Origin of the sequence: Bartonella phoceensis (assembly GCF_902825145.1) — a bacterium.
In the GTDB taxonomy this organism is placed as follows: domain Bacteria; phylum Pseudomonadota; class Alphaproteobacteria; order Rhizobiales; family Rhizobiaceae; genus Bartonella; species Bartonella phoceensis.
In genome coordinates this window covers 1-23,925 of sequence record NZ_CADEAD010000003.1, presented here as the reverse complement: position 1 = coordinate 23,925, position 23,925 = coordinate 1, and the positions used below count along the sequence as shown (strand labels likewise).

Here is a 23,925-nt window from a genome sequence, read left to right as displayed (position 1 = left end):
TTTGTGCTTGCAACAGCTAGTGGAGATAATCCCCTGTGTCCTTATTCAAAACCTATGCTCGTGTCCTCACATATCTAAACAGAGAAAAAAATGCATCTGTTTTAATCTGTACTGCTAATGTTATATTGGCTATTATCACCATTGCAGAGCCTATTTTATTTGGACGCGTTGTTGACTCCATTGCAGAAAAATCAGATATTGTGTTTACCCTCGCAATTTGGGTATGTTTTGGTCTTTCTCATATTATTGCTTACGTTCTTGTTGCGCGCAGTGCTGACCGCTTAGCCCATAGACGCCGCTTAGCTGTTTTAACGGAATCTTTTGAACGTATTATCGCTATGCCCTTAATCTGGCATCAACAGCGTGGAACTTCTAATGCTCTTCACATACTTTTGCGTGCCGTAGACTCTATGTCAACCATATGGCTTGATTTTATGCGTCAACATCTCTCAACTCTTGTTGCCTTATTCGTTCTTATTCCCACAGCTTTTAACATGAATTGGCGCCTTTCAACAGTTTTGATAGTGCTTGCCATCATCTATGTCTTGATTGCACGTTTAGTGATGCGAAAAACAAAAGACGGACAAGCCGCTGTAGAATGCTATCATCGCAACCTTTTTGAGCATATTAGTGATTCAATCACGAATGTTTCCATTGTACAAAGCTATAACCGAATAAAGGAAGAAACTTCCACATTGTATCAGCACACAAATGATCTTCTTAAAGCACAAAATCCTGTTCTCAATTGGTGGGCTCTTGCCAGTGGTTTAAACCGGATGGCCTCAACCATTTCAATAGTTTGCGTTCTTCTTCTTGGAGCTTTTTTTGTAGCAAAAGGTCAACTACGTGTAGGCGAAGTTGTTGCCTTTGTCGGATTTGCACAATTAATGATTAGCCGTCTAGATCAAATGAGCGGTTTTATTAATTTAACCGTATCCTCACAAGCAAAACTAAAAGAATTCTTTACGATGGAAGACTCAACCTTTCATATCAACGAACCTGAAAAACTTCCTTCCCTTCAAAATGTTAAGGGTACCATAAAATTTCATCATGTTACTTATAAATTTCCAAATTCTTCTCAGGGTGTTTTTGACATTTGCTTTGAAGTTAAAACAGGACAAACTATTGCGATTGTAGGACCAACAGGCGCTGGAAAAACAACATTAATCAATTTATTACAGCGTGTATACGATCCCACATTTGGATATATCTCCATTGATGGAATAAATATACGCTCTGTGAATCGTGAATCTTTACGCAAATCTTTAGCAACAGTGTTTCAAGATGCAGGCCTTTTCAACCGCAGTATTCATGACAATATCTCCATAGGAAGAACAACTGCAACAGATGAGGAACTTTATGAAGCTGCAAAAATAGCAGCTGCCCATGATTTTATTCTGAAAAAATCGGATTGTTACAACACAATAGTTGGCGAGCGAGGTTCTCAATTGTCAGGTGGAGAAAAGCAACGACTAGCAATCGCACGCGCTGTTTTAAAAAATGCGCCCATTCTCATTTTAGACGAAGCCACAAGTGCTCTTGATGTCGAAACAGAAGCACGCGTTAAAGATGCTCTTGATTGCATAAGTCGCAACCGCACCACTTTTATTATAGCCCATCGCCTTTCAACAATTCGCAATGCTGATGTTGTACTCTTTTTAGAACAAGGACATTTAATTGAAAAAGGAAGCTTTCAAGAATTGATCAAGAAAGGCGGCCGCTTCTATAAACTCTTAAAAACCGATGGTTTGACACTTAATAAAATAGCCATAAAAAGAGAAAATGAGAAGGTAATCTCCTTGCAGGAAGCCATCGCCTCATAGAGGGAATATTCAACTTTTAAAGTAAGAACCTCCTCTAAAGCACGTCTTCTCTCTTGAAGAGATTGAGAAGCCAAGCAATAGAAGTAATCAGAAATTATCCTGCAAGAGAAGATTTTAGTACTACAAGTGCCTCATTCGCCTTATTTCCTTCAGGACCACCAGCCTGCGCCATATCAGGGCGGCCACCACCACCTTGACCACCAAGAACACCCGAAAGAATACGAACGAGGTCAACAGCATTCAACTTATCTGTTAAATCATCCGTAACACCAACAATAGCACTCCCTTTACCATCCTCTGAAACAGTAATAAAAGCAACAATCCCAGATCCAACCTGTTTTTTTCCAGAATCCACTAACGCTTTAAGATCCCGCGGTGAAATATTGTGCACAACACGTCCCATAAAAGAAAGTCCATTAATAATGGTAATATCTTCTTGACCACCTTGCCTCGTTCCACCATTCAGCAGCATTTTCTTGCGTAGGTCATTCAACTCTCTTTCAAGTTTACGACGATCATCAAGTAAAATCTGAACCCGTTCTTCCACATCAACAGAAGAAGCTTTTAAAAGATTAGCAATTTCAAGGATACGCTCATCTTGGTGCGTAAGATAAAGGCGTGCAGCTGTGCCTGTTAAAGCTTCAATACGACGTACTCCAGCCGCTACAGAACTTTCAGAAACAATATGAATTAAACCAATATCCCCCGTCCTCTTCACATGTGTTCCTCCACAAAGCTCAACGGACCAATTCTTTTTTAATTCTCTCTGTTCAAACTGGTTTCCCATAGAAACAACGCGCACTTCGTCACCATATCTTTCACCAAATAATGCCATTGCTCCTTCAGAAATTGCATCATCCACAAGCATAAGGCGTGTTGTTACTTCACTATTTTGCAAAACAATATCATTTGCTAAATTTTCTATTTTTTTCAATTCCTCCAAAGAAACGGATTTTGGATGGGAAAAATCAAAACGCAACCGATCCGGCGATACAAGGGAACCCTTTTGTATAACATGAGCTCCCAATATTTGACGTAAAGCTTCATGTAATAAATGGGTAGCAGAATGGTTTGCACGGATCTTTCTACGACGAACAACATCAACGGCTAATTCTACACAATCAAATATCTTTGCCTGACCAGATTGAATTTCTCCAATATGGATAAAAACACCATCACCCTTTTTCTGAGTGTCATGCACTTTAAAAACAAAACTTTCTCCAGAAATGATACCACTATCGCCAACCTGCCCACCAGATTCACCATAAAAAGGCGTCTGATTCACAACAAGAATAGCTTTTTGTCCTGAAGAAATATGATCAACGATTTCACCATCACACACAAGAGCTGTAATAACCCCTTCGGCTTTTTCTGTTTCATAACCCAAAAATTCTGTAGCCCCCACCTGATCACGAATAGAAAACCAAACCGTCTCTGTTACAACTTCACCAGAACCACACCAATTGGCACGCGCTTCCTCTTTCTGACGCTCCATCGCTTTATCAAAAGCAGCAACATCAACAGATATTCCACGACGCCGAAGAACATCTTGCGTTAAATCAAGCGGGAAACCATAGGTATCATAAAGCTTGAAAGCGACTTCACCATTTAAATGATCTCCTTCTTTAAGATGAATACTTTCTTCATTTAACAAACCAAGTCCACGTTCAAGTGTTTTGCGAAAACGCATTTCTTCTAACTTTAAAATTTCTGTAATCAATACCTCAGCACGCACCAATTCAGGATAAGCTTGTCCCATTTCCCGGATCAAAGCAGGCAAAAGACGCCACATTAAAGGCTCTTTAGCACCAAGAAGATGCACATGACGCATAGCACGACGCATAATGCGCCGTAAAACATATCCCCTCCCTTCATTAGAAGGAAGAACACCATCAGCAATCAAAAACGCTGATGAGCGAAGATGATCAACAATTACACGGTGGCTTGCCACAAAATCACCCGTCGCCTCAATTCCTGTTATCTCTTGTGATGCACTGATTAATGCACGAAAAAGATCAATGTCATAATTATCATGAACGCCTTGTAAAACAGCAGCAATACGCTCCAATCCCATACCTGTGTCGATAGAAGGGTGAGGTAATTCAACACGTTCTTCTTTGCTCACCTGCTCATACTGCATAAAGACAAGATTCCAAATCTCAATAAAGCGATCGCCACCTTCTTCCATACTTCCAGGAGGTCCTCCCCAGATTTGATCACCATGATCATAAAAAATCTCCGAACAAGGACCGCAGGGACCTGTATCCCCCATCGCCCAAAAATTATCAGCCGTCGCAATACGAACAATTTTGTCGTCCGGAAGACCTGAAATTTTACGCCACAACTCTGCCGCAACATCATCACTATGGTAAACTGTCACCAACAATTTATCTTTTGGGAGACAAAATTCCTTTGTTAAAAGGTTCCATGATAAAAAAATGGCTTTTTCTTTGAAATAATCACCGAAAGAAAAATTACCCAACATTTCAAAAAATGTATGATGGCGTGCCGTATAGCCAACATTGTCAAGATCATTATGCTTTCCACCCGCACGAACACATTTTTGTGCTGTTGTTGCCTGTCTATAAGGTCTCTGTTCAAGTCCAGTAAAAACATTTTTAAATTGTACCATTCCTGCATTTGTAAACATGAGTGTGGGATCATTACGTGGAACAAGTGGGCTAGAAGAAAGAACCTCATGCCCATGAAAACGAAAATAATCGAGAAAAGTTGACCGTATGTTCTTAACGCTATTCATATCGACACCTGCAGACTACAGCACAAAACAATAAAAGCAAAACCCACCCTTACTTAAATATCCTTTTTGCCACGCTTGGAGTCAATTTAATCAAAAAGTGGAATATTTGCCCAAAAAAGCTTAGAAATAAGCGACTTTATATTTAAAAACTTCCAATAAATAAAAACAGAAAAATTTTAAAGGAAGGAATTACGCTCAAAAAATATCCCATCAAATCTCTTCATCGCTTTCTGTAATATCTGACCCTGCATTTTCTAACAATCCAATGGCGATCAAACCAGCATTTTGACGCAAAGCGGTTTCGATTTCTGTAGCGATTTCTGCATGTTCGCGTAAAAACTGTTTCGCATTTTCTCGTCCCTGCCCTAAACGTTGAGAATTATATGAAAACCACGAACCAGATTTTTCCACAATGCCAACTTTGACTCCCAAATCAATCAATTCACCTAATTTGGAAATACCTTCACCGTAAATAATATCAAACTCAACCTGCTTGAATGGAGGTGCCAATTTATTTTTGACAACTTTAACACGCGTCTGATTGCCAACGATCATATCCCGATCCTTAATGGAGCCAATACGACGAATATCCAAACGAACAGAAGCATAAAACTTTAAGGCATTCCCTCCTGTTGTTGTTTCAGGGGAACCAAACATCACGCCAATTTTCATGCGAATTTGATTAATAAAAATCACCATACAGTTAGAGCGAAAAATTGACGCAGTGAGTTTCCGCAAAGCTTTACTCATCAACCGCGCTTGCAATCCAGGTAATGCATCACCCATTTCACCATCAATTTCCGCACGTGGTGTTAAAGCTGCTACAGAATCAACAACAAGCACATCAACAGCACCAGAACGAACCAAGGTTTCTGTAATCTCTAATGCCTGTTCACCCGTATCTGGCTGAGAAATAAATAAATTTTCTAAATCAACACCAAGCTTACGCGCATAAATAGGATCAAGAGCATGCTCCGCATCAATAAAAGCACAAATTCCACCAATTTTCTGTGCCTCAGCAATAGCATGAAGAGCCAGTGTCGTTTTTCCAGAACTTTCTGGTCCATAAATCTCAACAATACGCCCCTTTGGTAATCCACCTACCCCCAAAGCAATATCCAAAGATAATGAACCCGTTGAGATTGTTTCAATTTCAACAACCTGCTCTTTTTGCCCAAGACGCATAATTGAGCCTTTACCGAAAGAACGTTCAATTTGTGAGAGAGCAGCATCGAGAGCTTTTGTTTTATCCACGATTATATCCTTGACCAATTCACAATATCCAATTTCCAGTGTACACTGTTATTTTAGCTTAACTAAAGTCTTGAGTTGAGATTTTCACAGACTATTTTTATTCTCATTCCTCCATTGTGTCCATAAAATCTCATGACCAGAACAAAAAAGTTTACCATTCTTTAATCTTATGACACAAAATACACGCCAACAAAACACCCACCTGTAAAGACGAACGATATGATACAATTATATTTTTTCTCTAGATAAAGAAACTATTTGAATTTCAATATGTCACTTTCTACACAACCTCTCCTCATATTCCTTTGTAAATATAGGAAAAGAACATATCTCTTCACCAATCCCCTATTCTTTATAACCGGAAAATACATCACCAATCAAAACCGCACGATCCCATAAACATAAATACAAATTAGCCAATGGATATTAAAGATAAACAAATATTTCTTAAATTTGAATTTTAAGCATATATTAATTTTTACACAAAAAGGAGAATTTTTTACTCTACGAAGAATGATAAGTGTTTAAGGAATAACATATAACCTGTTAATAGAATTATTATTACATCACTGAAGAAAAATAAATTTAAGCGCAATACAAAATTTTAAATCTTAACTAAAGTTTTATTCTTGATCAGCTCGTTTTTTACGCAATTTCTTCCACCACTCAAGACGCTTAGCAATCTCACGCTCAAAACCACGTTCTTGTGGTTGATAATAGCTCTGGCGCCCAAGTTTTTCAGGAAAATATTCCTGCCCTGAAAAAGCATCTGGTTCATCATGGTCATAACGATAACCATGGCCATATCCTTCTTCCTTCATAAATTTTGTAGGCGCATTAAGGATATGCTTAGGAGGAGGCAAAGAACCATTTTTACGCGCACAATGCAATGCTGCTTTATACGCAAGATATGTCGCATTTGATTTTGGTGCAGTTGCAACATAAAGGCATGCTTGCGCCAAAGCTAACTCTCCCTCTGGTGAACCTAAATAATCATAAGCATCCTTTGCAGCATTACAAATGACAAGAGCTTGCGGATCTGCCAAACCAACATCTTCAACAGCCATACGAACCAATCTCCGCCCAATATAGAGAGGATCTTCACCAGCATCAAACATACGTGCTAAATAATAAAGCGCAGCATCAGGATCAGACCCCCGAACTGATTTATGCAACGCTGAAATGAGATTATAGTGTCCCTCTCGTCCTTTGTCATAAATCGGTGCACGACGCTGGATGATCTCTTGCAAAGCCGCAGCATCAAACATCTCCCCCTCTCGTGCAACATACCAAACTTCCTCTGCCAATGTTAACGCTGCTCGTGCATCACCGTCAGACATCCCTATCAAAATATCTCTGGCATCATCATTTACGGGAAGAAGCTTTTCTTCCACCTCTTCAGCGCGTTTTAAAAGCATACCTAAACTTCCATTGTCATGTGGAAGAAATGTCAAAATACGTGCACGAGAAAGAAGAGCAGCATTCAGTTCAAATGAAGGATTTTCGGTTGTTGCACCTATAAGAATTATAGTGCCCTCTTCCATAACAGGAAGAAAACTATCCTGCTGTGCCCGATTAAAGCGATGAATTTCATCAACAAAGAGAAGCGTTCGACATCCAGCCATAAAACGCCTCTGAGCAACTTCAAAAATTTTCTTAAGTTCAGAAACCCCAGTAAAAATAGCAGAAACTTGCTCAAAAGCGTAATTTGTTTCAAGTGCTAATAAACGTGCAATCGTTGTTTTTCACGTCCCCGGAGGTCCCCAGAAAATCATCGAACCAATCGAGCCGGTTACCAACATACGCGAAAGCACCCCTTTCTCTCCAAGTAAATGCTCTTGTCCTATTACATCACCAAGAGAACGAGGACGCATCCTTTCCGCGAGTGGTCGATTTTTATTAATAGAGAGATCAAAAGGCGAAGTAAAAAAATCTTTATTCAAAAAAAACCTCAGCGAATAAACTGGCGAATATACATCCCATCACGTTCATACTCCAATTGCCACATATTTGGGCGACCTTGCATAAGAACCTTTTTCAACTGACTAACTGTTTGAATTTTATGACCATTAACAACACGCAAAATATCTCCTGGACGAAAAATTCCAGCAGCATTACTCATTTCATCAAGACTGGTAATCACAACACCTCTTGCAGATATAGGAAGGCGAAAACGTCGACTATTTTGCGGCGTTAAATCTAATACTTCAGCACCAGAAAGAGGGCCTTCACCAATAATTTTTTCAGATTTTGCAAATGCATCCTCCGATATCGGTGAAACAGTTATTTGTGTCTTTAAAATTTTTCCACCTCGTAAATATTCTACAACAAGGCTATGCCCAATACCAGTCGTCATCAAACGGTATCCAAGACTATCTGGGCTATCAACGCGCACCCCTTGCACACTTAAAATAACATCGCCTACTTTCAAATCAGCTTTTGCCGCAGGACTGTCTTTGACAACTTCAATAACAAGAGCACCATAGGGATGTTCTAAACCTAAACCATCTGCAATATCAGGTGTAACATTTTGAAAAGATGCACCAATATAAGGTGGCACAAAATACTTCCCACCACGTTTTACAGTATCAAGCATCACTTTTACAAGATTTGCCGGAATAGCAAAACCAATTCCCACAGAACCACCTGAACGTGAATAAATAGCGGTATTAATCCCAATTAATTGTCCTTTCATATCAACCAAAGCACCACCAGAGTTTCCAGGATTAATGGCAGCATCTGTCTGAATAAAAAAGTCAAAATCAGAAATACCAACACGTGTACGCGCTTGTGCTGAAACAATACCGCTTGTAACCGTTTGACCAACACCAAAAGGATTACCAATTGCTAAAACAAGATCTCCCACTTCAACAGCATCAGAATCTCCCAAAGAAAGAACCGGAAACTGCGCACCCTTTGTATCAATTTCAAGCACAGCAATATCAGTCGCTTCATCTTTGAGCATAACCTTACTCTCAAATTCCCGACCATCAGAAAGAGCAACTTTAATTTCGCTTGCATCCTTAATGACATGGTAATTCGTAACAATCAACCCACGTGAATCAACAATCACCCCAGAGCCTAATGAAGATTGTTTACGTACAGGTAGATTATTTCGAAAACGACCAAAAAACTGCTCAAAAAATGGATCTCCTTCAAAAGGTGAACGTACTCTAATTTGTCGAGCCGCATAAATATTTACAACAGATGGAATAGTCTTTTTAACTAAAGGGGCAAATGAAAGAGTGATTTCTTTTTGTGTTTGCGGAATTTGAGCATGCGCGCAATGAAAAGATATCTGCATCATACTAGCAAAAAAAAGACACGCCCAAAAAGAATACCTCATTACTCACTCCTTTAAATAACCTACTCTAATATTAAGTAGGACAAGAAATCTCTTATCTTCTATAAAATTAAGGATTTCTATTAATATTTATAATGAAGAAGAAAAACAACCATTTGAATCAAAAATATTATAAAATCAAATAAATTCAATATGTTGTAATATTACTTCATATTTATAGAACAATAATAGAATCGAAAATGTTCATAAAAAAACCGCCCTGAAAGGCGGCTTCCTAAAATTCAATAGAAAAAAACGCTTTCTCTACGAAGAAGATTCTTTTTGATTTGCAGCATTTTCCATGCGCATATGATCTACAGCACCCTTCGCATCAACATCACGATCAACAAATTCTACAACGGCCATAGGAGCATTATCGCCAGTACGAAATCCCGCTTTCATAATACGCAAATACCCACCATTGCGTGATGCATAACGCGGAGCAAGCGTATCAAACAGCTTTGCAACCTTCCCCGTATCACGAAGTGCTGCAATTGCTTGTCTACGCGCATGCAAACCTCCACGTTTACCGAGTGTCACTAACTTTTCAACAATAGGGCGAATTTCCTTAGCCTTTGGAAGCGTTGTCACGATCTGCTCATGCTCAATCAGCGAAACCGCCATATTAGAAAACATCGCTTTACGGTGACTGGCAGTCCGGTTCAACTTGCGGCCTGATTTACTATGGCGCATGAGCCTTCTCCTCAAATTCTAAATTTAATACTGATCTTCATAACGCTTGGCAAGATCATCAATGTTTTCAGGCGGCCATGCAGAAATTTCCATACCAAGATGTAACCCCATACACGCCAAAACTTCTTTAATCTCATTTAACGACTTCCGTCCAAAATTCGGTGTCCGAAGCATTTCAGCTTCTGTCTTTTGTATAAGATCCCCGATGTAGACAATATTATCATTTTTAAGACAATTTGCCGAACGAACTGAAAGTTCCAATTCATCAACTTTTTTGAGAAGCGCAGGATTAAAAGCAAGTTCCGAATCAGACTCTTCGACAACTTCCTTCTGTGGCTCCTCGAAATTAACAAACAATGACAATTGATCCTGAAGAATACGTGCTGCAAAAGCAACAGCATCCTCTCCATTAACAGCCCCATTCGTCTCAATCGTAAGCGTTAATTTATCATAATCCAAGACTTGACCTTCGCGTGTATTTTCTACTTTATAAGATACCTTACGAATTGGTGAATAAAGACTATCAACTGGAATAAGACCTATTCGCGTATCATCAACGCAATTGCGATCAGATGGAACATACCCCTTCCCTGTATTGACAATAAATTCCATACGAATCTCAGCATCTTCATCAAGAGTACAAATCACATGTTCTGGATTCAGAATTTCCATATCCCCAACAGTACTGATATCTCCAGCTTTCACAACACCAGGACCCTCTTTAGAAATAACAACACGTTTAGGACCTTCTTCTTCCATACGAAGTGCAATTTCTTTAATATTAAGAATAATATCCGTAACATCCTCACGAACACCCGGAATTGATGAAAATTCGTGTAACACACCATCAATCTGTACAGCGGTAATTGCAGCACCACGAAGCGATGATAATAATACGCGACGAAGTGCATTCCCCAACGTTAAGCCAAAACCACGCTCAAGAGGCTCCGCAATCACGCTCAAAATATTCGGATTATCATGTGCACAAAACTCAACCTTATTGGGTTTAATTAGTTCCTGCCAGTTTTTCTGGATCATATTTTTATTCCCGTTCTTTAGTTTCGCTACCATTCAACCGTAACGACCAATGTGAACATCAGAGAAGACTCCGACAACAAAAAACACAATACCCAACTAAACACGCCGCCTTTTTCGTGGACGACATCCATTATGAGGAATTGGTGTTACATCACGAATGGAAGTAATGACAAAACCAACAGACTGCAATGCACGTAAAGCAGACTCGCGACCTGATCCAGGGCCACAAACTTCAACTTCCAACGAGCGCATACCATGTTCCTGCGCTTTTCTAGCACAATCCTCTGCAGCAACCTGAGCAGCAAAAGGCGTAGATTTGCGCGAACCTTTAAACCCCTGAGCACCAGCAGACGACCAAGCGATGGTATTTCCCTGAGCATCAGTAATGGTAATCATTGTATTGTTAAATGTTGAATTGATATGCACAACACCTGATGAAATATTTTTACGTTCACGACGACGAACACGTGTGGCTTCCTTTGCCATAGTTTTCCTTTCAACGATCTCCTCACTGCCGTAATACCAGCAGCTCCACCTTTTTTTTCTTGTTAAAAAATTTCAAACAAGAAACAAAACCCTTTTCCTAAATAAAAAAAATTTTATTTTTTCTTACCAGCGATTGCCTTAGCTGGCCCCTTACGCGTGCGCGCATTGGTATGCGTACGCTGCCCACGAACAGGCAAAGAACGGCGATGACGCAAACCACGATAACAACCAAGATCCATCAAACGCTTAACATTCATAGCAACCTCACGGCGAAGATCGCCCTCAACTTGATAACCTTGATCTATCGCCTCACGAATTTGCAACACCTCTGTATCAGAAAGTTCATGCACACGACGCCCTATGGGAATGCCAACCTTTTCAGTAATTTCTTGAGCAAATTTTGGTCCAATCCCGTGGATATACCGAAGCGCAATAACTACACGCTTATTTGTCGGGATATTGACGCCAGCAATACGAGCCACGCCTATTCTCCTTGATTATGTTGACAATTAACCGTAAAATACTTGATGCATCTTACAGAAAAAAAATGATCCGGCATAAATATGCTCCGAATCTGATCACTTTGTTGAAATAAATTAAAGCTATTTTTGATAGATTTCACAAAAAAAGTCAACACTTTTCATTTATTTCTCAAAAAATACTTATTGAAGAAACTCTCTGATTATACGTGATATCTCAGTAACATCAATCATACCATCAACTACTTTTAACAATCCCCTTTCTGAATAAAATTTCGATAGAGGCGCTGTTTTCTCACGAAATTCCACTAATCGCTTCATAAAAGCAACAGGATTATCATCGGAACGGACTTGCCCACCAGAAGTTATTGTTTCCTCAACGCGTCTTTTCATTCGCTCAATCAATGCATCTTCATCAACACGCAACTCGATAACAGCATCAAGTTGTATACCTTTTGACTGCAAAATCTGCTGCAAGGCCTCTGCCTGTCCGACAGTCCGTGGATATCCATCCAAGACAAAACCGTTTACACAATCATTTTCATCAATCCGATCAGAAACAATTTGATTAACAATGCTATCAGAAACCAAAGCACCAGAGCTCATAATAGCTTTAGCTTCTTTGCCAATTTCTGTTTCTCTGGCAATAACTTCACGCAATATATCACCCGTCGATAGCTGAGGGATATTATATTTCTCAGTTAATATTCTAGCTTGTGTACCTTTCCCAGCTCCAGGAGGCCCTAAAAGAACAATTCTCATCGATTCCTTTTACCTCCACGAAGTTTTGACTTCTTAATCAATCCCTCATATTGGTGTGCAACGAGATGTCCCTGAATTTGAGCGACTGTATCAAGCGTAACAGTAACAACAATCAACAAGGACGTCCCCCCAAGATAAAAAGGAACCTGTAGCGCAGATATCATAAATTCAGGTAGCAAACAAACCAAAATAATATAAATTGCACCCACGACAGTAATACGTGTCAAAACATAATCAATATACTCAGCTGTACGTTCACCAGGACGAATTCCAGGAATAAAACCAGAGTGCTTTTTCAACTGATCTGCTGTATCACTTGGATTAAATACAATAGCTGTATAAAAAAAGCAAAAAAACGCCATCAAAAGCGCATAAATAATCATATAAAGTGGTTGCCCATGACCAAGAGAATAAGAAATAGCCTGCATCCACTGTGGCATTTTATCAGAAAAATTATTAATAGTTGCAGGTAATAATAACAAAGACGAAGCAAAAATTGGCGGAATAACACCAGCAGTATTCAACTTTAAAGGAAGATGTGACATATCTCCTTGAAACATTTGATTACCAATCTGACGTTTCGGGTATTGAATAAGAATTCGACGTTGCGCACGCTCTACAAAAACAATAATTGCAATAACAGAAACCGCAATAAGAACAATTCCTATTAACAAAAAAGTTGATAAATCGGCCTGACTATGAGCAGTCAAAAGTTGAGCAAAAGTAGAAGGGAGATTAGCCACAATACCTGTAAAAATAATAAGAGAAACCCCATTACCAACACCGCGTGATGTAATTTGTTCACCAAGCCACATAAGAAACATCGTTCCCCCAACAAGTGTAATAACGGAAGAAATACGAAACATAAGACCTGGCTCTATAACAATTTGAAGCCCCGTTCCTATACCAGTTTCAAGCGCAACTGCGACACCAAATGCTTGTAGAATTGCTAATACAACCGTTACATAGCGGGTATACTGATTAATAACCTTACGACCTACTTCACCTTCTTTTTTGAGAGTTTCCAACGAAGGGATTACTGAGGTGAGCAATTGCACAATAATCGACGCCGATATATAAGGCATAATCCCCAACGTGAAAATTGCCATACGCCCAACAGCACCTCCAGCAAACATATTAAACAATCCCAAAACACCAGATGCATGATGCTCAAATGTCTGGCGCAAAGAGTCTATATTAATACCAGGGAGAGAAATATAAGTACCAAAGCGATAGACAAGAAGCGCAGCTAGAGTAAACCAAATGCGTTTTTTTAATTCAGTTGCACGTGAAAAAGTACCAAAGTTTATATTAGAAGCAAATTGCTCTGCTGCTGATGCCATAAAACGTCTCCAGTTCTTTAATTCACAGAAGTATAACTCTAAAAAATTATATCGTTATACATAAAAATGCAAAACTTCAACAATTCCCTATAAGGCCATCCTCAAACGAAGCATTCACCCCCCCCTTAGAACATCATCTATATTAAAAATCACCGAACAGGCTCAGGAAAAATAACCTGACCACCGACTTTCTCAATCTTAATACGAGCAGACTCAGAAGCACCAGAAACATGAACTATAATCTTTGCTTTCAACTCACCATCAGAAAGAAGACGCACGCCATCCTTCACACGACGAATAATACCAGCCTCTTTCAGTGCAATAATATCGACAGGCTTTTCAATATCTAACTTGCCTGCATCAACCGCCAATTGAATACGCTTCAGTGAAACCTCATTATATGTTTTAGCAAAAAAATTCTTAAATCCACGTTTTGGCAAACGACGATAGATAGGCATTTGCCCACCTTCAAAACCATTAAGCGAAACACCAGAACGTGATTTTTGCCCTTTTACACCACGACCACCAGTTTTACCAGTACCAGAACCAATACCACGACCAATGCGTTTACGACTTCTTGTTGCACCTTCACGATCACGCAGCTCATTGAGTTTCATATTTTATACTCCTGCAACCTTTAACCTTCATCCACAACACGAACAAGATGACGAACCTTAGCAATCATACCCCGCACACAAAGCGTATCTTCTAAAACACGCCGCCGTCGCATTTTATTTAATCCAAGTCCCTTCAAAGTTGCACGCTGGATCTGCGAATTCCGAATCGGACTTCCAATCTGTTCTACCGTCACAGTTTTACCACTCTGAGATTTTTTCTGAACCATTTCCTAATTCCTTTTCTGATAATCTCAGAAACTACCCTTCTGCATCAACTAAATGCCGACGACGCGCCTGCAGAGTCGAATACTTTATGCCACGTTGAGCCGCAATATCTCTAGGATGCATTTGGTGTCTTAACGCATCAAATGTTGCACGTACCATATTATAAGGGTTGGATGAACCTAGCGATTTCGCAACAACATCCTGCATACCAAGAGTTTCAAAAATAGCACGCATCGGTCCGCCAGCAATAATACCAGTACCAGCAGAAGCTGAACGCAACAAAACACGACCAGCTCCGTGACGACCTTCAAGATCATGATGTAATGTACGCCCAGAGCGAAGCGGAACATAAATCATTGCACGCTTTGCAGATTCTGTAGCTTTACGAACCGCCTCCGGCACCTCACGCGCTTTACCATGACCAAAGCCTACACGCCCTTTTTGATCTCCAACAACAACAAGAGCAGCAAAACCAAAACGCCGACCACCCTTTACAACTTTAGCAACACGATTGATATGAACAAGTCTATCGATAAACTCACTATCACGTTCATCTCGCTCACCACGTTCTTTTTGTGCCATTCCTCATTCCTTTTTCTTTTCCGGAAGCACGCCAACAAAGTAACCTCTCAAAACAGAGGAACTTACACGAAACACCCTAAAATTTTCTGACTCGAACTTCTAAATAAAATACTTTAAAAGTTCAAGCCACCTTCACGTGCAGCTTCAGCCAAAGCTTTTACTCTACCATGGTAAACATATGCGCCACGATCAAAAACTACCTCATGAACACCGGCTTTTTTCGCACGTTCAGCAATTAACTTACCAACAGCAGAAGCTGCTTCTTTATCAGCACCACTCTTTAAGGTTTTTTTTAAATCACCTTCAAGGGTAGAAGCCGAAACAAGCGTACAGCCACGCAAATCATCAATAACTTGAGCATAAATATTCTGATTTGAACGATAAACACTAAGCCGCGGACGATCACGAGAAACCATTTTAATTCTACGACGAACACGTCGTGCACGGCGTTGGATAATGTCCTTAGATGAAACCATAATACAAAATCCTTACTTCTTTTTACCTTCTTTACGGAAGACACGTTCATCTGCATGCTTAACGCCTTTACCCTTATAAGGCTCAGGCCTACGATATTCGCGAATTTCTGCTGCAACTTGCCCGACTTGCTGCTTATCAATTCCAGAAACAACAATTTCTGTAGGCTTAGGAACCGTTACAGTGACACCTGATGGCACTTTATAAATCACATCGTGTGAAAAACCTAATGATAACTGAACATCCTTACCCTGCAAAGCAGCACGATAACCAACTCCATTGATCTCCAACCGCTTTTCAAAACCATCCTTCACACCACAAAAAATATTTTCAATCATTGAGCGTGACATACCCCATTTAGAGCGTGCATCTTTTGACTGATCCCGTGGCAAAACGGATATAACATTATCCTCAAATTTCACCAAGACTTCATCATTCACGACGTAACTCAGCTCACCTTTCGGACCTTTTGCCTTAACTAGCTGACCTTCAACAGTTGCGGTAACCCCAGAAGGAATTGCAATGGGTTTTTTTCCAATACGAGACATTGTTCTAACCTACTTTTCTTCTGTTTTCTTGACATAACTTAGAAAACACGACAAAGGAGCTCTCCACCGACATTCTGTTCACGCGCTTCATGGTCCGCCATAACTCCCATAGGAGTCGATAAAATAGAAATACCAAGACCATTTGCTACTTGAGGAAGTGACTTAGCAGAAACATACACACGACGACCCGGCTTTGAAACACGTGAAATCTCACGAATAGCAGCTAATCCTTCAAAATATTTCAACTCGATTTCGATTTCAGACTTTCCACCACCTAAATCGACTTGATTATATCCACGAATATAACCTTCAGACTGAAGAACATCAAGAACACGCGCACGAAGCTTAGAAGCGGGCGTAATTACTTTGCCTTTCTTACGACCAAGTGCATTACGAATACGCGTTAACATATCACCAAGAGGATCTGACATAGACATTGAGCAATCTCCTCTCACCAACTAGACTTCACAATACCTGGAATATGACCTATGGAACCAAGTTCACGCAACGCAATCCGCGACATCTTTAACTTACGATAATAAGCCCGTGGACGCCCGGAAACTTCACAGCGATTACGAACACGAACTTTCGCAGAATTACGTGGTAACCCCGCCAATTGAACAGAAGCTTTAAAACGCTCCTCAAGAGAGACCTTCTGATCCATAACTATCGCTTTCAAACGCGCACGACGTGCAGCATAACGCTTTACCATCACCTCACGACGCTTATTTTTCTCAACGGCACTAACTTTGGCCATAATCTTACCTCGCTACGTCTGCCGTTACGAACGAAAAGGAAAATTAAAAGCACGCAACAATTCACGCGCCTCATTATCCGTTTTTGCTGTCGTACAAACGATAATATCCATGCCCCAAATTTGATCAACCTTATCATAGTTAACCTCTGGAAACACAATGTGCTCTTTAATACCCATAGCAAAATTACCACGACCATCAAAGCTTTTTGGGTTGAGACCACGAAAATCACGAACCCGCGGAAGCGCAATCGTAACAAGACGATCTAAAAACTCAAACATACGATCTTTACGCAATGTAACTTTAGCGCCAAGGGGCATCCCTTCACGAACCTTAAAAGTCGCGATAGAATTACGCGCACGGGTAACAACAGCTTTTTGCCCTGTTATTAATCCCAAATCCCCAGCAGCAATTGACGGTTTCTTGGAATCAGCAGTCGCTTCACCAATGCCCATATTTACTACAATTTTATCGACACGCGGAATCTGCATCGCATTCTTATAATTGAACTTCTCTTGAAGTACTTTACGAACCACTTCAAAATAATGCGTCCTCATGCGCGGCGCTTGTTTTTCCTCAGCCATTAATCACTTCTCCCGAACGCTTGGCAAAACGAACTTTACTACCATTTTCATTCATACGAAAACCTACACGCGTAGGACTACCATCTTTAGGATCAGCAATCGCCAAATTAGATAGATGAATCGGAGCTTCCCTAGAAATAATTCCAGCCTCTTGCTTTTGTGTTTGGCGCTGGTGACGTTTTATCATATTAATTCCACGAACCAAAGCTCTATTTTCCTTTGGACTCACCTTAATAACTTCACCACTGCACCCTTTATCCTTACCGGATAAAACAACAACTCTATCACCTCTTCGAATCTTCTGCATAACTTCACCCCTTATAACACTTCAGGAGCGAGCGAAATGATCTTCATATGATTCCTACCACGAAGTTCGCGGGGAACTGGTCCAAAGATACGTGTACCGATCGGCTCTTTCTTATTATCCACTAAAACAGCAGCATTGCTATCAAAACGAATGACACTACCATCTGCGCGACGAATATCCTTAGCAGTACGAACCACCACAGCTTTCATCACATCACCTTTTTTAACACGGCCACGAGGAATAGCATCCTTAACCGAAACAACAATAATGTCGCCGACCGAAGCATATTTTCGCTTTGAACCGCCTAACACCTTGATGCACATGACACGACGAGCACCAGAATTATCGGCAACGTCGAGGTTTGTTTGCATCTGAATCATGACTGGCCACCTTCTCTTAACATCTATATCCGGTCATGCTTCTAACACACCCGAATTTGCCTGCCAAACAACGATAAAGTTATTGTTCTCAAATCTACCAACAGAAATAAAGCCGCTGCAAAATTCTAAAACAATAAACCCAATTAATTACGCTGCACTGCTTTTTTTAAGCGCAATCCAACGTTTATCTCTCGAAATTGGTTTAGATTCCTGGATAGAAATTTGATCCCCAATCTTGAACTGGTTGTTCTCGTCATGCGCCTTATATTTTTTAGACTGTCTAACGGTTTTTTTGAGAAGTGGATGAGAATAACGGCGCTCCACTTTAACAACCACAGTCTTATCGCTCTTGTCACTAACGACAACACCCTGCAAAATGCGTTTAGGCATCTCTTACTTCCTTAAACCTTACTTTCGTTTATCTTTTGACGAAGAAAAGTTTTAACACGCGCAATATCACGACGGACCTGCCTAACACGTGCAGTCTTTTCCAATTGACCTGTCGCCTTTTGAAAGCGCAAATTAAACTGCTCTTTCTTCAACTTAGCCAACTCATCTTTTATTTGGTCGAGCGTTTGCGCCCGTAATTCTGTGGCTCTCATTGCTTAACCTCTTTATTCAGCAATACGCTGTATGAAACGCGTTTTGATAGGCAACTTTGCAGCACCCAACCTCAATGCTTCACGCGCCACATCCTCAGGAACACCATCAAGTTCAAACATGATACGCCCAGGCGCAACACGAGCAGCCCAATAATCCACACTTCCTTTACCCTTACCCATACGAACCTCTGTTGGCTTAGATGTAACAGGAAGATCTGGAAAAATACGAATCCATACACGACCAGAACGTTTCATATAACGTGTAATCGCACGACGCGCCGCTTCAATTTGGCGGGCAGTAATCCGTTCAGGCTCAACAGCCTTCAGACCGTAAGCACCGAAATTTAAACCCGTACCACCTTTCGAAACACCGCGAATACGGCCTTTGAACTGCTTACGGAACTTTGTGCGCTTTGGCTGCAACATTGTTCTCTACTCCAAATTTTAGTTCAACTATAAAAACTAAGCATTTTCGCGGCGACGATTCAACGAAGAACCAGAATGATCAGATTCCGTAGCGCGACGCTCTGAAGCCATCGGATCATGCTCAAGAATTTCGCCCTTAAAGACCCAAACCTTAACACCACAAATACCATAAGCGGTCTTAGCTTCTGCTGTACCGTAATCGACGTCAGAACGCAAGGTATGAAGTGGAACACGTCCTTCACGATACCACTCCATACGAGCAATTTCAGCACCACCAAGACGACCAGAACAGTTAATACGAATACCTTCTGCTCCAAGGCGCATAGCAGATTGAACTGCACGCTTCATCGCACGTCGAAAAGCAACACGACGTTCTAATTGCTGAGCAATTGATTGCGCAATAATCGTAGCATCAATTTCTGGCTTACGAATCTCCACAATATTCAATGAAGTCTCAGCATTTGTCATTTCCGAAAGCTTACGACGAAGTTTTTCTATATCAGCACCCTTTTTACCAATAATCAAACCGGGACGCGCTGAATGAATCGTCACACGACATTTTTTATGGGGACGCTCAATAACAACCTTAGAAATAGCTGCTTGCTTCAACTCCTCAAGAACATATAAACGAATCTTTAAATCCTCATGAAGAAGACGTCCATATTCACCACTATCAGCATACCAACGAGAATCCCAAGTCCGATTAACGCCAAGACGAAGCCCTATTGGATTGATCTTCTGACCCATTACGCGGCCTCCACTTTTTCGTTAACTTCACGAACAACAATAGTAAGATGCGAAAACGGACGCTCAATCCGACTAGCACGCCCACGACCGCGAACATGAAAACGCTTCATCACTATCGACTTACCAACATAGGCTTCTGCAACAACCAGCGAATCAATATCAAGATCATGGTTATTTTCTGCATTTGCAATCGCTGATTCAAGAGTTTTTTTCACAGTCCCTGCAATACGTTTACGTGAAAATGTCAAATCAGCCAACGCCGCATTAACTTTCTTACCACGAATCATCGCAGCAACTAAATTAAGCTTCTGCGGACTAACACGAATCGTCCGAGCGACAGCCTTCGCCTCATTATCTTTAAGCTGGCGCGGAACCTTAGCTTTTCCCATTCCTACTTCCTCTTCGCTTTCTTATCTGCACCATGCCCATAATAAGTCCGGGTGGGAGCGAATTCACCAAACTTATGCCCAACCATCTCTTCAGAAACAGAAACAGGAATATGCTTATTGCCGTTGTGAACACCAAAAGTCAAACCAACAAATTGTGGCAAAATAGTAGAGCGACGACTCCATATTTTAATAACTTCATTGCGCCCACTCGCACGGACCTTTTCTGCTTTTCCAAGAAGATAGCCGTCAACAAACGGACCTTTCCAAACTGAACGAACCACTTCAGACTACCTTTCTCATTTCTTGCGCTGATGACGCGTACGCATAATAAACTTATCAGTGGCTTTATTAGAGCGCGTACGCTTGCCTTTCGTAGGCTTCCCCCAAGGGGATACTGGATGACGCCCCCCTGATGTACGACCTTCACCACCACCATGTGGATGATCAACCGGGTTCATAGCAACACCACGAACATGTGGACGCTTCCCACGCCAACGCGACCGACCTGCCTTACCATCATTAATATTGCCATGATCAGGATTTGAAACAGCACCAACAGTTGCAAAACAACTGCTAGGCACCAAACGTTGTTCTCCAGAATTAAGACGAAGAATAGCCATTCCTTGATCCCGTCCAACCAATTGCGCATAAGTTCCTGCTGAACGCGCAATCTGACCACCTTTACCTGGCTTCATCTCAACATTATGAATAATTGTACCCACTGGCATATTACTAAGCGGCATAGCATTACCAGGCTTAACATCAACATTAGAACCAGCGATAATAGAATCACCAATACCAAGACGCTGTGGCGCAAGAATATAACTTAATTGCCCATCTTCATAGCGAATGAGTGCAATAAAAGCGGTGCGATTTGGGTCATATTCTAAGCGCTCAACTTTCGCAGAAACATCACGTTTAAAACGCTTAAAATCAACAAATCGATAACTGCGCTTATGACCACCACCCTGAAAACGAGCAGTAACACGACCACAATTATTACGGCCACCTTTCGATGATAAACCTTCAGTCAGCGTTTTTACAGACTTACCCTTATAAAGACAAGAACGATCTATAATAACAAGCTGACGTTGCCCGGGTGTAGTTGGATTAAAGTGCTTAAGTGCCATTATTTTTATCTCCGAGCCTCTCTAAAGACCTGTCGAAACGTCGATAGACTGACCTCTTGCCAGTGTCACGATCGCTTTCTTGATATCACTCTGCCGACCAACAATACCTTTGAAACGCTTCACTTTACCCTTACGGACTATCGTGTTAACGGCTTTAACTTTAACGCTAAAAAGCGCTTCGACAGCAGCCTTAATCTCAGGCTTCGTCGCTTTCGGCGCGACATTAAAAGCAACTTGATTATACTCAGAAATCATAGTCGACTTTTCAGTAATAACTGGACTAATAATTATATCATAATGGCGAAGATCTGTCATTTAAAACGCTCCTCAAGAGCCTCGACAGCTGCTTTTGACAAAACAAGTTTGCTGCGACGCAAAATATCATAAACATTAATCCCTTGAATTGGCAAAACATCAATATTAGGAATATTAGATGCTGCACGAGAAAAATTAATATCAATTTCCTTGCCACCGATTAAGAGTGCATTATCGAATCCGAGCTTAGAAAAACTGGAAACAAGAATTTTCGTTTTAGCATCCTTAATACTCAGATCATCAACGACAATCAAATCATTTGTCTTTAATTTTGCGGACAAAGCAAGACGCACCCCGAGTGCACGGATCTTTTTAGGAAGCTCATGCGCATGACTACGAGATATCGGACCATGTGCTTTACCACCACCGCGAAACTGTGGCGCACGAGCAGAAGAGTGTCTAGCACGTCCAGTTCCTTTTTGCTTGAACATCTTTGCTCCCGTTCGCGACACATCAGACCGTCCTTGTGATTGATGAGTCCCCTGTTGACGGCGTGCAAGCTGCCAACGAACAACACGTTGTAAAATATCCTCACGTGGAACAAGATCAAAGATGGCCTCAGACACTTTCAACTTACCAGCCTCATCCCCATCAAGAGTTTTAATTACAAGATCCATTATTCGGCTCCCTCAATTGCAGAGGTTTCCATCGCTGGAGCACCCATTTCCGTTTTCTCCTTCGCAATACGGCGAATACCGGCAGGCTTAGGTGCATTATCAGGAAGACGTTTCTTTACGGCATCTCGCACCAAAATCCAAGCACCTTTAGAGCCAGAAACAGCACCACGCACTAAAATTAAACCACGTTCAACATCTGTGGAAACAACCTCAATATTCTGTGTTGTTACACGGACTTGCCCCATATGGCCAGCCATTTTTTTACCTTTAAACACTTTACCCGGATCTTGACATTGCCCTGTCGAACCATGGGCACGATGTGTGATTGAATTACCATGTGAAGCACGATGTCCACCAAAATTATGCCGTTTCATAACACCAGCAAAACCTTTACCGATACTCGTACCTGTCACATCAACCCTTTGACCCGGAACAAAATGCTCCACTGTAATCTCAGTACCGACATCAAGAAGATTATCAGGACTGACACGAAATTCCGCTATTTTAGCTTTTGGCTCAACAAAAGCCTTAGCAAAATGCCCACGAAGAGCTCGCGAAGTATTTTTAACCTTGGCAAATCCTACACCTAATTGAACAGCAGTATAACCATTCTTTTCAACTGTACGCTGAGCCACAACTTGACAATTCTCCAAACGAAGCACCGTTACTGGTACATGTTCACCAGCTTCATTATAAATACGGGTCATGCCCAGCTTCTGTGCTATTACACCTGAACGCATCGGGTCTGTTCCTTCTGTCCTCAAACCTCAGAGCTTAATCTCTACATCCACACCAGCAGAAAGATCGAGCTTCATAAGCGCATCTACTGTTTGCGGTGTTGGATCCACAATATCAAGAAGACGCTTATGTGTACGCATTTCAAACTGCTCACGACTCTTCTTATCGATGTGTGGTCCACGATTGACCGTAAATTTCTCAATCCGCGTCGGAAGCGGAATAGGACCACGGACATTTGCACCAGTACGCTTAGCAGTCGACACAATCTCACGCGTCGACGCATCAAGAATTCTGTGATCAAACGCTTTTAAGCGAATGCGGATATTTTGACTGTTCATGCTCTTTTATTTCCCTGTCATGCAAAACACCTCTAACAAAAAGGCGCTCTTCAATAACCACTACTTACTCAATGATTTTAGAAACGATACCTGCACCAACAGTACGGCCACCTTCACGAATAGCGAAACGAAGCTTCTCTTCCATGGCAATTGGAACAATCAAAGAAACATC

The 23,925-nt window shown here is 41.0% G+C and carries 32 protein-coding genes and 1 pseudogene; 1 reads left to right on the top strand and 32 read right to left on the bottom strand.

Annotation, left to right across the window (positions count from 1 at the left end; all coding sequences use genetic code 11):
- The first annotated feature begins 35 nt into the window (after positions 1 to 35).
- A complete protein-coding gene (locus J7R07_RS04125; RefSeq protein ID WP_208435679.1) occupies positions 36 to 1,823 on the top strand; it encodes a glucan ABC transporter ATP-binding protein/ permease in 1,788 nt (595 codons plus the stop codon).
- 94 nt (positions 1,824 to 1,917) lie between these two features.
- On the opposite strand, the gene alaS is transcribed toward J7R07_RS04125, so the two are convergent.
- From alaS to J7R07_RS03965, 32 genes and pseudogenes are all read right to left on the bottom strand, one after another.
- Positions 1,918 to 4,581, bottom strand: a complete 2,664-nt coding sequence (alaS, locus tag J7R07_RS04120) for an alanine--tRNA ligase (protein ID WP_208435678.1) — start codon at positions 4,579 to 4,581, stop codon at positions 1,918 to 1,920.
- 210 nt (positions 4,582 to 4,791) lie between these two features.
- Positions 4,792 to 5,835, bottom strand: a complete 1,044-nt coding sequence (gene recA / locus J7R07_RS04115; RefSeq protein ID WP_208435677.1) for a recombinase RecA — start codon at positions 5,833 to 5,835, stop codon at positions 4,792 to 4,794.
- Between the two features lie 623 nt (positions 5,836 to 6,458).
- Positions 6,459 to 7,778: pseudogene (locus tag J7R07_RS04110) on the bottom strand (replication-associated recombination protein A).
- An 8-nt stretch (positions 7,779 to 7,786) separates the two neighbouring features.
- Positions 7,787 to 9,181, bottom strand: a complete 1,395-nt coding sequence (locus J7R07_RS04105) for a DegQ family serine endoprotease (protein ID WP_208435676.1) — start codon at positions 9,179 to 9,181, stop codon at positions 7,787 to 7,789.
- A 261-nt stretch (positions 9,182 to 9,442) separates the two neighbouring features.
- Complete coding sequence (gene rplQ, locus J7R07_RS04100) at positions 9,443 to 9,871, bottom strand: 50S ribosomal protein L17 (protein WP_208435675.1); 429 nt, start codon at positions 9,869 to 9,871, stop codon at positions 9,443 to 9,445.
- A gap of 24 nt (positions 9,872 to 9,895) precedes the next feature.
- Positions 9,896 to 10,909: a DNA-directed RNA polymerase subunit alpha gene (locus J7R07_RS04095; RefSeq protein WP_208435674.1), complete on the bottom strand. Its 1,014-nt coding sequence runs from the start codon at positions 10,907 to 10,909 to the stop codon at positions 9,896 to 9,898.
- A 96-nt stretch (positions 10,910 to 11,005) separates the two neighbouring features.
- On the bottom strand, positions 11,006 to 11,395 hold the full coding sequence (gene rpsK, locus J7R07_RS04090) for a 30S ribosomal protein S11 (protein WP_005865097.1): 390 nt from the start codon (positions 11,393 to 11,395) through the stop codon (positions 11,006 to 11,008).
- Positions 11,396 to 11,508: 113 nt separating this feature from the next.
- Positions 11,509 to 11,877, bottom strand: a complete 369-nt coding sequence (gene rpsM / locus J7R07_RS04085; protein WP_208435673.1) for a 30S ribosomal protein S13 — start codon at positions 11,875 to 11,877, stop codon at positions 11,509 to 11,511.
- Positions 11,878 to 12,057: 180 nt separating this feature from the next.
- Positions 12,058 to 12,636: an adenylate kinase gene (locus tag J7R07_RS04080; RefSeq protein WP_208435672.1), complete on the bottom strand. Its 579-nt coding sequence runs from the start codon at positions 12,634 to 12,636 to the stop codon at positions 12,058 to 12,060.
- On the bottom strand, positions 12,633 to 13,979 hold the full coding sequence (gene secY / locus J7R07_RS04075) for a preprotein translocase subunit SecY (protein ID WP_208435671.1): 1,347 nt from the start codon (positions 13,977 to 13,979) through the stop codon (positions 12,633 to 12,635). The genes J7R07_RS04080 and secY overlap by 4 nt, the downstream gene beginning before the upstream one ends.
- Before the next feature lie 149 nt (positions 13,980 to 14,128).
- The gene (gene rplO, locus J7R07_RS04070) at positions 14,129 to 14,596 is read right to left on the bottom strand and encodes a 50S ribosomal protein L15 (protein ID WP_208435670.1); all 468 of its coding nucleotides are present in this window, start codon (positions 14,594 to 14,596) and stop codon (positions 14,129 to 14,131) included.
- Positions 14,597 to 14,616: 20 nt separating this feature from the next.
- Positions 14,617 to 14,823, bottom strand: a complete 207-nt coding sequence (rpmD, locus tag J7R07_RS04065) for a 50S ribosomal protein L30 (RefSeq protein ID WP_208435669.1) — start codon at positions 14,821 to 14,823, stop codon at positions 14,617 to 14,619.
- A gap of 31 nt (positions 14,824 to 14,854) precedes the next feature.
- On the bottom strand, positions 14,855 to 15,403 hold the full coding sequence (gene rpsE / locus J7R07_RS04060) for a 30S ribosomal protein S5 (protein ID WP_208435668.1): 549 nt from the start codon (positions 15,401 to 15,403) through the stop codon (positions 14,855 to 14,857).
- 113 nt (positions 15,404 to 15,516) lie between these two features.
- Complete coding sequence (gene rplR / locus J7R07_RS04055) at positions 15,517 to 15,879, bottom strand: 50S ribosomal protein L18 (RefSeq protein ID WP_208435667.1); 363 nt, start codon at positions 15,877 to 15,879, stop codon at positions 15,517 to 15,519.
- A gap of 12 nt (positions 15,880 to 15,891) precedes the next feature.
- The gene (gene rplF, locus J7R07_RS04050; protein WP_208435666.1) at positions 15,892 to 16,425 is read right to left on the bottom strand and encodes a 50S ribosomal protein L6; all 534 of its coding nucleotides are present in this window, start codon (positions 16,423 to 16,425) and stop codon (positions 15,892 to 15,894) included.
- Between the two features lie 38 nt (positions 16,426 to 16,463).
- Positions 16,464 to 16,862 (bottom strand): 30S ribosomal protein S8, encoded by a 399-nt coding sequence (gene rpsH / locus J7R07_RS04045; protein ID WP_208435665.1) that lies wholly within the window; start codon positions 16,860 to 16,862, stop codon positions 16,464 to 16,466.
- 14 nt (positions 16,863 to 16,876) lie between these two features.
- Positions 16,877 to 17,182: a 30S ribosomal protein S14 gene (gene rpsN / locus J7R07_RS04040; protein WP_208435664.1), complete on the bottom strand. Its 306-nt coding sequence runs from the start codon at positions 17,180 to 17,182 to the stop codon at positions 16,877 to 16,879.
- A 24-nt stretch (positions 17,183 to 17,206) separates the two neighbouring features.
- Positions 17,207 to 17,764, bottom strand: a complete 558-nt coding sequence (gene rplE, locus J7R07_RS04035; RefSeq protein WP_208435663.1) for a 50S ribosomal protein L5 — start codon at positions 17,762 to 17,764, stop codon at positions 17,207 to 17,209.
- On the bottom strand, positions 17,757 to 18,071 hold the full coding sequence (gene rplX / locus J7R07_RS04030) for a 50S ribosomal protein L24 (RefSeq protein WP_208435662.1): 315 nt from the start codon (positions 18,069 to 18,071) through the stop codon (positions 17,757 to 17,759). The genes rplE and rplX overlap by 8 nt, the downstream gene beginning before the upstream one ends.
- 11 nt (positions 18,072 to 18,082) lie before the next feature.
- On the bottom strand, positions 18,083 to 18,451 hold the full coding sequence (gene rplN / locus J7R07_RS04025; protein ID WP_004855715.1) for a 50S ribosomal protein L14: 369 nt from the start codon (positions 18,449 to 18,451) through the stop codon (positions 18,083 to 18,085).
- 147 nt (positions 18,452 to 18,598) lie between these two features.
- A complete protein-coding gene (rpsQ, locus tag J7R07_RS04020) occupies positions 18,599 to 18,841 on the bottom strand; it encodes a 30S ribosomal protein S17 (protein ID WP_208435661.1) in 243 nt (80 codons plus the stop codon).
- A gap of 11 nt (positions 18,842 to 18,852) precedes the next feature.
- The gene (gene rpmC, locus J7R07_RS04015) at positions 18,853 to 19,053 is read right to left on the bottom strand and encodes a 50S ribosomal protein L29 (protein ID WP_208435660.1); all 201 of its coding nucleotides are present in this window, start codon (positions 19,051 to 19,053) and stop codon (positions 18,853 to 18,855) included.
- A 12-nt stretch (positions 19,054 to 19,065) separates the two neighbouring features.
- The gene (gene rplP, locus J7R07_RS04010) at positions 19,066 to 19,479 is read right to left on the bottom strand and encodes a 50S ribosomal protein L16 (protein WP_208435659.1); all 414 of its coding nucleotides are present in this window, start codon (positions 19,477 to 19,479) and stop codon (positions 19,066 to 19,068) included.
- 36 nt (positions 19,480 to 19,515) lie between these two features.
- A complete protein-coding gene (rpsC, locus tag J7R07_RS04005) occupies positions 19,516 to 20,226 on the bottom strand; it encodes a 30S ribosomal protein S3 (RefSeq protein ID WP_208435658.1) in 711 nt (236 codons plus the stop codon).
- Positions 20,226 to 20,615 (bottom strand): 50S ribosomal protein L22, encoded by a 390-nt coding sequence (gene rplV, locus J7R07_RS04000; RefSeq protein ID WP_208435657.1) that lies wholly within the window; start codon positions 20,613 to 20,615, stop codon positions 20,226 to 20,228. The genes rpsC and rplV overlap by 1 nt, the downstream gene beginning before the upstream one ends.
- A gap of 2 nt (positions 20,616 to 20,617) precedes the next feature.
- The gene (gene rpsS / locus J7R07_RS03995; protein WP_011180910.1) at positions 20,618 to 20,896 is read right to left on the bottom strand and encodes a 30S ribosomal protein S19; all 279 of its coding nucleotides are present in this window, start codon (positions 20,894 to 20,896) and stop codon (positions 20,618 to 20,620) included.
- Positions 20,897 to 20,911: 15 nt separating this feature from the next.
- A complete protein-coding gene (gene rplB, locus J7R07_RS03990) occupies positions 20,912 to 21,745 on the bottom strand; it encodes a 50S ribosomal protein L2 (RefSeq protein WP_208435656.1) in 834 nt (277 codons plus the stop codon).
- Positions 21,746 to 21,766: 21 nt separating this feature from the next.
- Entirely contained in the window at positions 21,767 to 22,060 is a 294-nt protein-coding gene (locus J7R07_RS03985; RefSeq protein ID WP_208435655.1) for a 50S ribosomal protein L23, read from the bottom strand.
- Complete coding sequence (gene rplD, locus J7R07_RS03980) at positions 22,057 to 22,677, bottom strand: 50S ribosomal protein L4 (protein ID WP_208435654.1); 621 nt, start codon at positions 22,675 to 22,677, stop codon at positions 22,057 to 22,059. Before rplD ends, J7R07_RS03985 begins: the two co-directional genes overlap by 4 nt.
- Positions 22,677 to 23,417 carry a 50S ribosomal protein L3 gene (rplC, locus tag J7R07_RS03975; RefSeq protein WP_208435653.1) on the bottom strand — a complete coding sequence of 247 codons (741 nt, stop codon included), beginning with the start codon at positions 23,415 to 23,417 and terminating at the stop codon, positions 22,677 to 22,679. Before rplC ends, rplD begins: the two co-directional genes overlap by 1 nt.
- 27 nt (positions 23,418 to 23,444) lie before the next feature.
- Positions 23,445 to 23,753 (bottom strand): 30S ribosomal protein S10, encoded by a 309-nt coding sequence (gene rpsJ, locus J7R07_RS03970; RefSeq protein ID WP_004855744.1) that lies wholly within the window; start codon positions 23,751 to 23,753, stop codon positions 23,445 to 23,447.
- Between the two features lie 64 nt (positions 23,754 to 23,817).
- Positions 23,818 to 23,925: EF-Tu C-terminal domain-related protein (locus J7R07_RS03965; protein WP_482830035.1), on the bottom strand; the 108-nt coding region annotated here is incomplete at its 5' end.

What these genes read in the sequence shown, in the direction of transcription:
- alaS (WP_208435678.1), bottom strand. Translation starts at nt 4,581, where the DNA reads ATGAATAGCGTTAAGAACATACGGTCAACTTTTCTCGATTATTTTCGT.
- J7R07_RS04105 (WP_208435676.1), bottom strand. Translation starts at nt 9,181, where the DNA reads ATGAGGTATTCTTTTTGGGCGTGTCTTTTTTTTGCTAGTATGATGCAG.
- rplQ (WP_208435675.1), bottom strand. Translation starts at nt 9,871, where the DNA reads ATGCGCCATAGTAAATCAGGCCGCAAGTTGAACCGGACTGCCAGTCAC.
- J7R07_RS04095 (WP_208435674.1), bottom strand. Translation starts at nt 10,909, where the DNA reads ATGATCCAGAAAAACTGGCAGGAACTAATTAAACCCAATAAGGTTGAG.
- rpsK (WP_005865097.1), bottom strand. Translation starts at nt 11,395, where the DNA reads ATGGCAAAGGAAGCCACACGTGTTCGTCGTCGTGAACGTAAAAATATT.
- J7R07_RS04080 (WP_208435672.1), bottom strand. Translation starts at nt 12,636, where the DNA reads ATGAGAATTGTTCTTTTAGGGCCTCCTGGAGCTGGGAAAGGTACACAA.
- secY (WP_208435671.1), bottom strand. Translation starts at nt 13,979, where the DNA reads ATGGCATCAGCAGCAGAGCAATTTGCTTCTAATATAAACTTTGGTACT.
- rplO (WP_208435670.1), bottom strand. Translation starts at nt 14,596, where the DNA reads ATGAAACTCAATGAGCTGCGTGATCGTGAAGGTGCAACAAGAAGTCGT.
- rpmD (WP_208435669.1), bottom strand. Translation starts at nt 14,823, where the DNA reads ATGGTTCAGAAAAAATCTCAGAGTGGTAAAACTGTGACGGTAGAACAG.
- rpsE (WP_208435668.1), bottom strand. Translation starts at nt 15,403, where the DNA reads ATGGCACAAAAAGAACGTGGTGAGCGAGATGAACGTGATAGTGAGTTT.
- rplR (WP_208435667.1), bottom strand. Translation starts at nt 15,879, where the DNA reads ATGGTTTCATCTAAGGACATTATCCAACGCCGTGCACGACGTGTTCGT.
- rplF (WP_208435666.1), bottom strand. Translation starts at nt 16,425, where the DNA reads ATGTCTCGTATTGGAAAAAAACCCATTGCAATTCCTTCTGGGGTTACC.
- rpsH (WP_208435665.1), bottom strand. Translation starts at nt 16,862, where the DNA reads ATGTCTATGTCAGATCCTCTTGGTGATATGTTAACGCGTATTCGTAAT.
- rpsN (WP_208435664.1), bottom strand. Translation starts at nt 17,182, where the DNA reads ATGGCCAAAGTTAGTGCCGTTGAGAAAAATAAGCGTCGTGAGGTGATG.
- rplE (WP_208435663.1), bottom strand. Translation starts at nt 17,764, where the DNA reads ATGGCTGAGGAAAAACAAGCGCCGCGCATGAGGACGCATTATTTTGAA.
- rplX (WP_208435662.1), bottom strand. Translation starts at nt 18,071, where the DNA reads ATGCAGAAGATTCGAAGAGGTGATAGAGTTGTTGTTTTATCCGGTAAG.
- rplN (WP_004855715.1), bottom strand. Translation starts at nt 18,451, where the DNA reads ATGATTCAGATGCAAACAAACCTCGACGTTGCCGATAATTCTGGTGCT.
- rpsQ (WP_208435661.1), bottom strand. Translation starts at nt 18,841, where the DNA reads ATGCCTAAACGCATTTTGCAGGGTGTTGTCGTTAGTGACAAGAGCGAT.
- rpmC (WP_208435660.1), bottom strand. Translation starts at nt 19,053, where the DNA reads ATGAGAGCCACAGAATTACGGGCGCAAACGCTCGACCAAATAAAAGAT.
- rplP (WP_208435659.1), bottom strand. Translation starts at nt 19,479, where the DNA reads ATGTTGCAGCCAAAGCGCACAAAGTTCCGTAAGCAGTTCAAAGGCCGT.
- rpsC (WP_208435658.1), bottom strand. Translation starts at nt 20,226, where the DNA reads ATGGGTCAGAAGATCAATCCAATAGGGCTTCGTCTTGGCGTTAATCGG.
- rplV (WP_208435657.1), bottom strand. Translation starts at nt 20,615, where the DNA reads ATGGGAAAAGCTAAGGTTCCGCGCCAGCTTAAAGATAATGAGGCGAAG.
- rplB (WP_208435656.1), bottom strand. Translation starts at nt 21,745, where the DNA reads ATGGCACTTAAGCACTTTAATCCAACTACACCCGGGCAACGTCAGCTT.
- J7R07_RS03985 (WP_208435655.1), bottom strand. Translation starts at nt 22,060, where the DNA reads ATGACAGATCTTCGCCATTATGATATAATTATTAGTCCAGTTATTACT.
- rplD (WP_208435654.1), bottom strand. Translation starts at nt 22,677, where the DNA reads ATGGATCTTGTAATTAAAACTCTTGATGGGGATGAGGCTGGTAAGTTG.
- rplC (WP_208435653.1), bottom strand. Translation starts at nt 23,417, where the DNA reads ATGCGTTCAGGTGTAATAGCACAGAAGCTGGGCATGACCCGTATTTAT.
- rpsJ (WP_004855744.1), bottom strand. Translation starts at nt 23,753, where the DNA reads ATGAACAGTCAAAATATCCGCATTCGCTTAAAAGCGTTTGATCACAGA.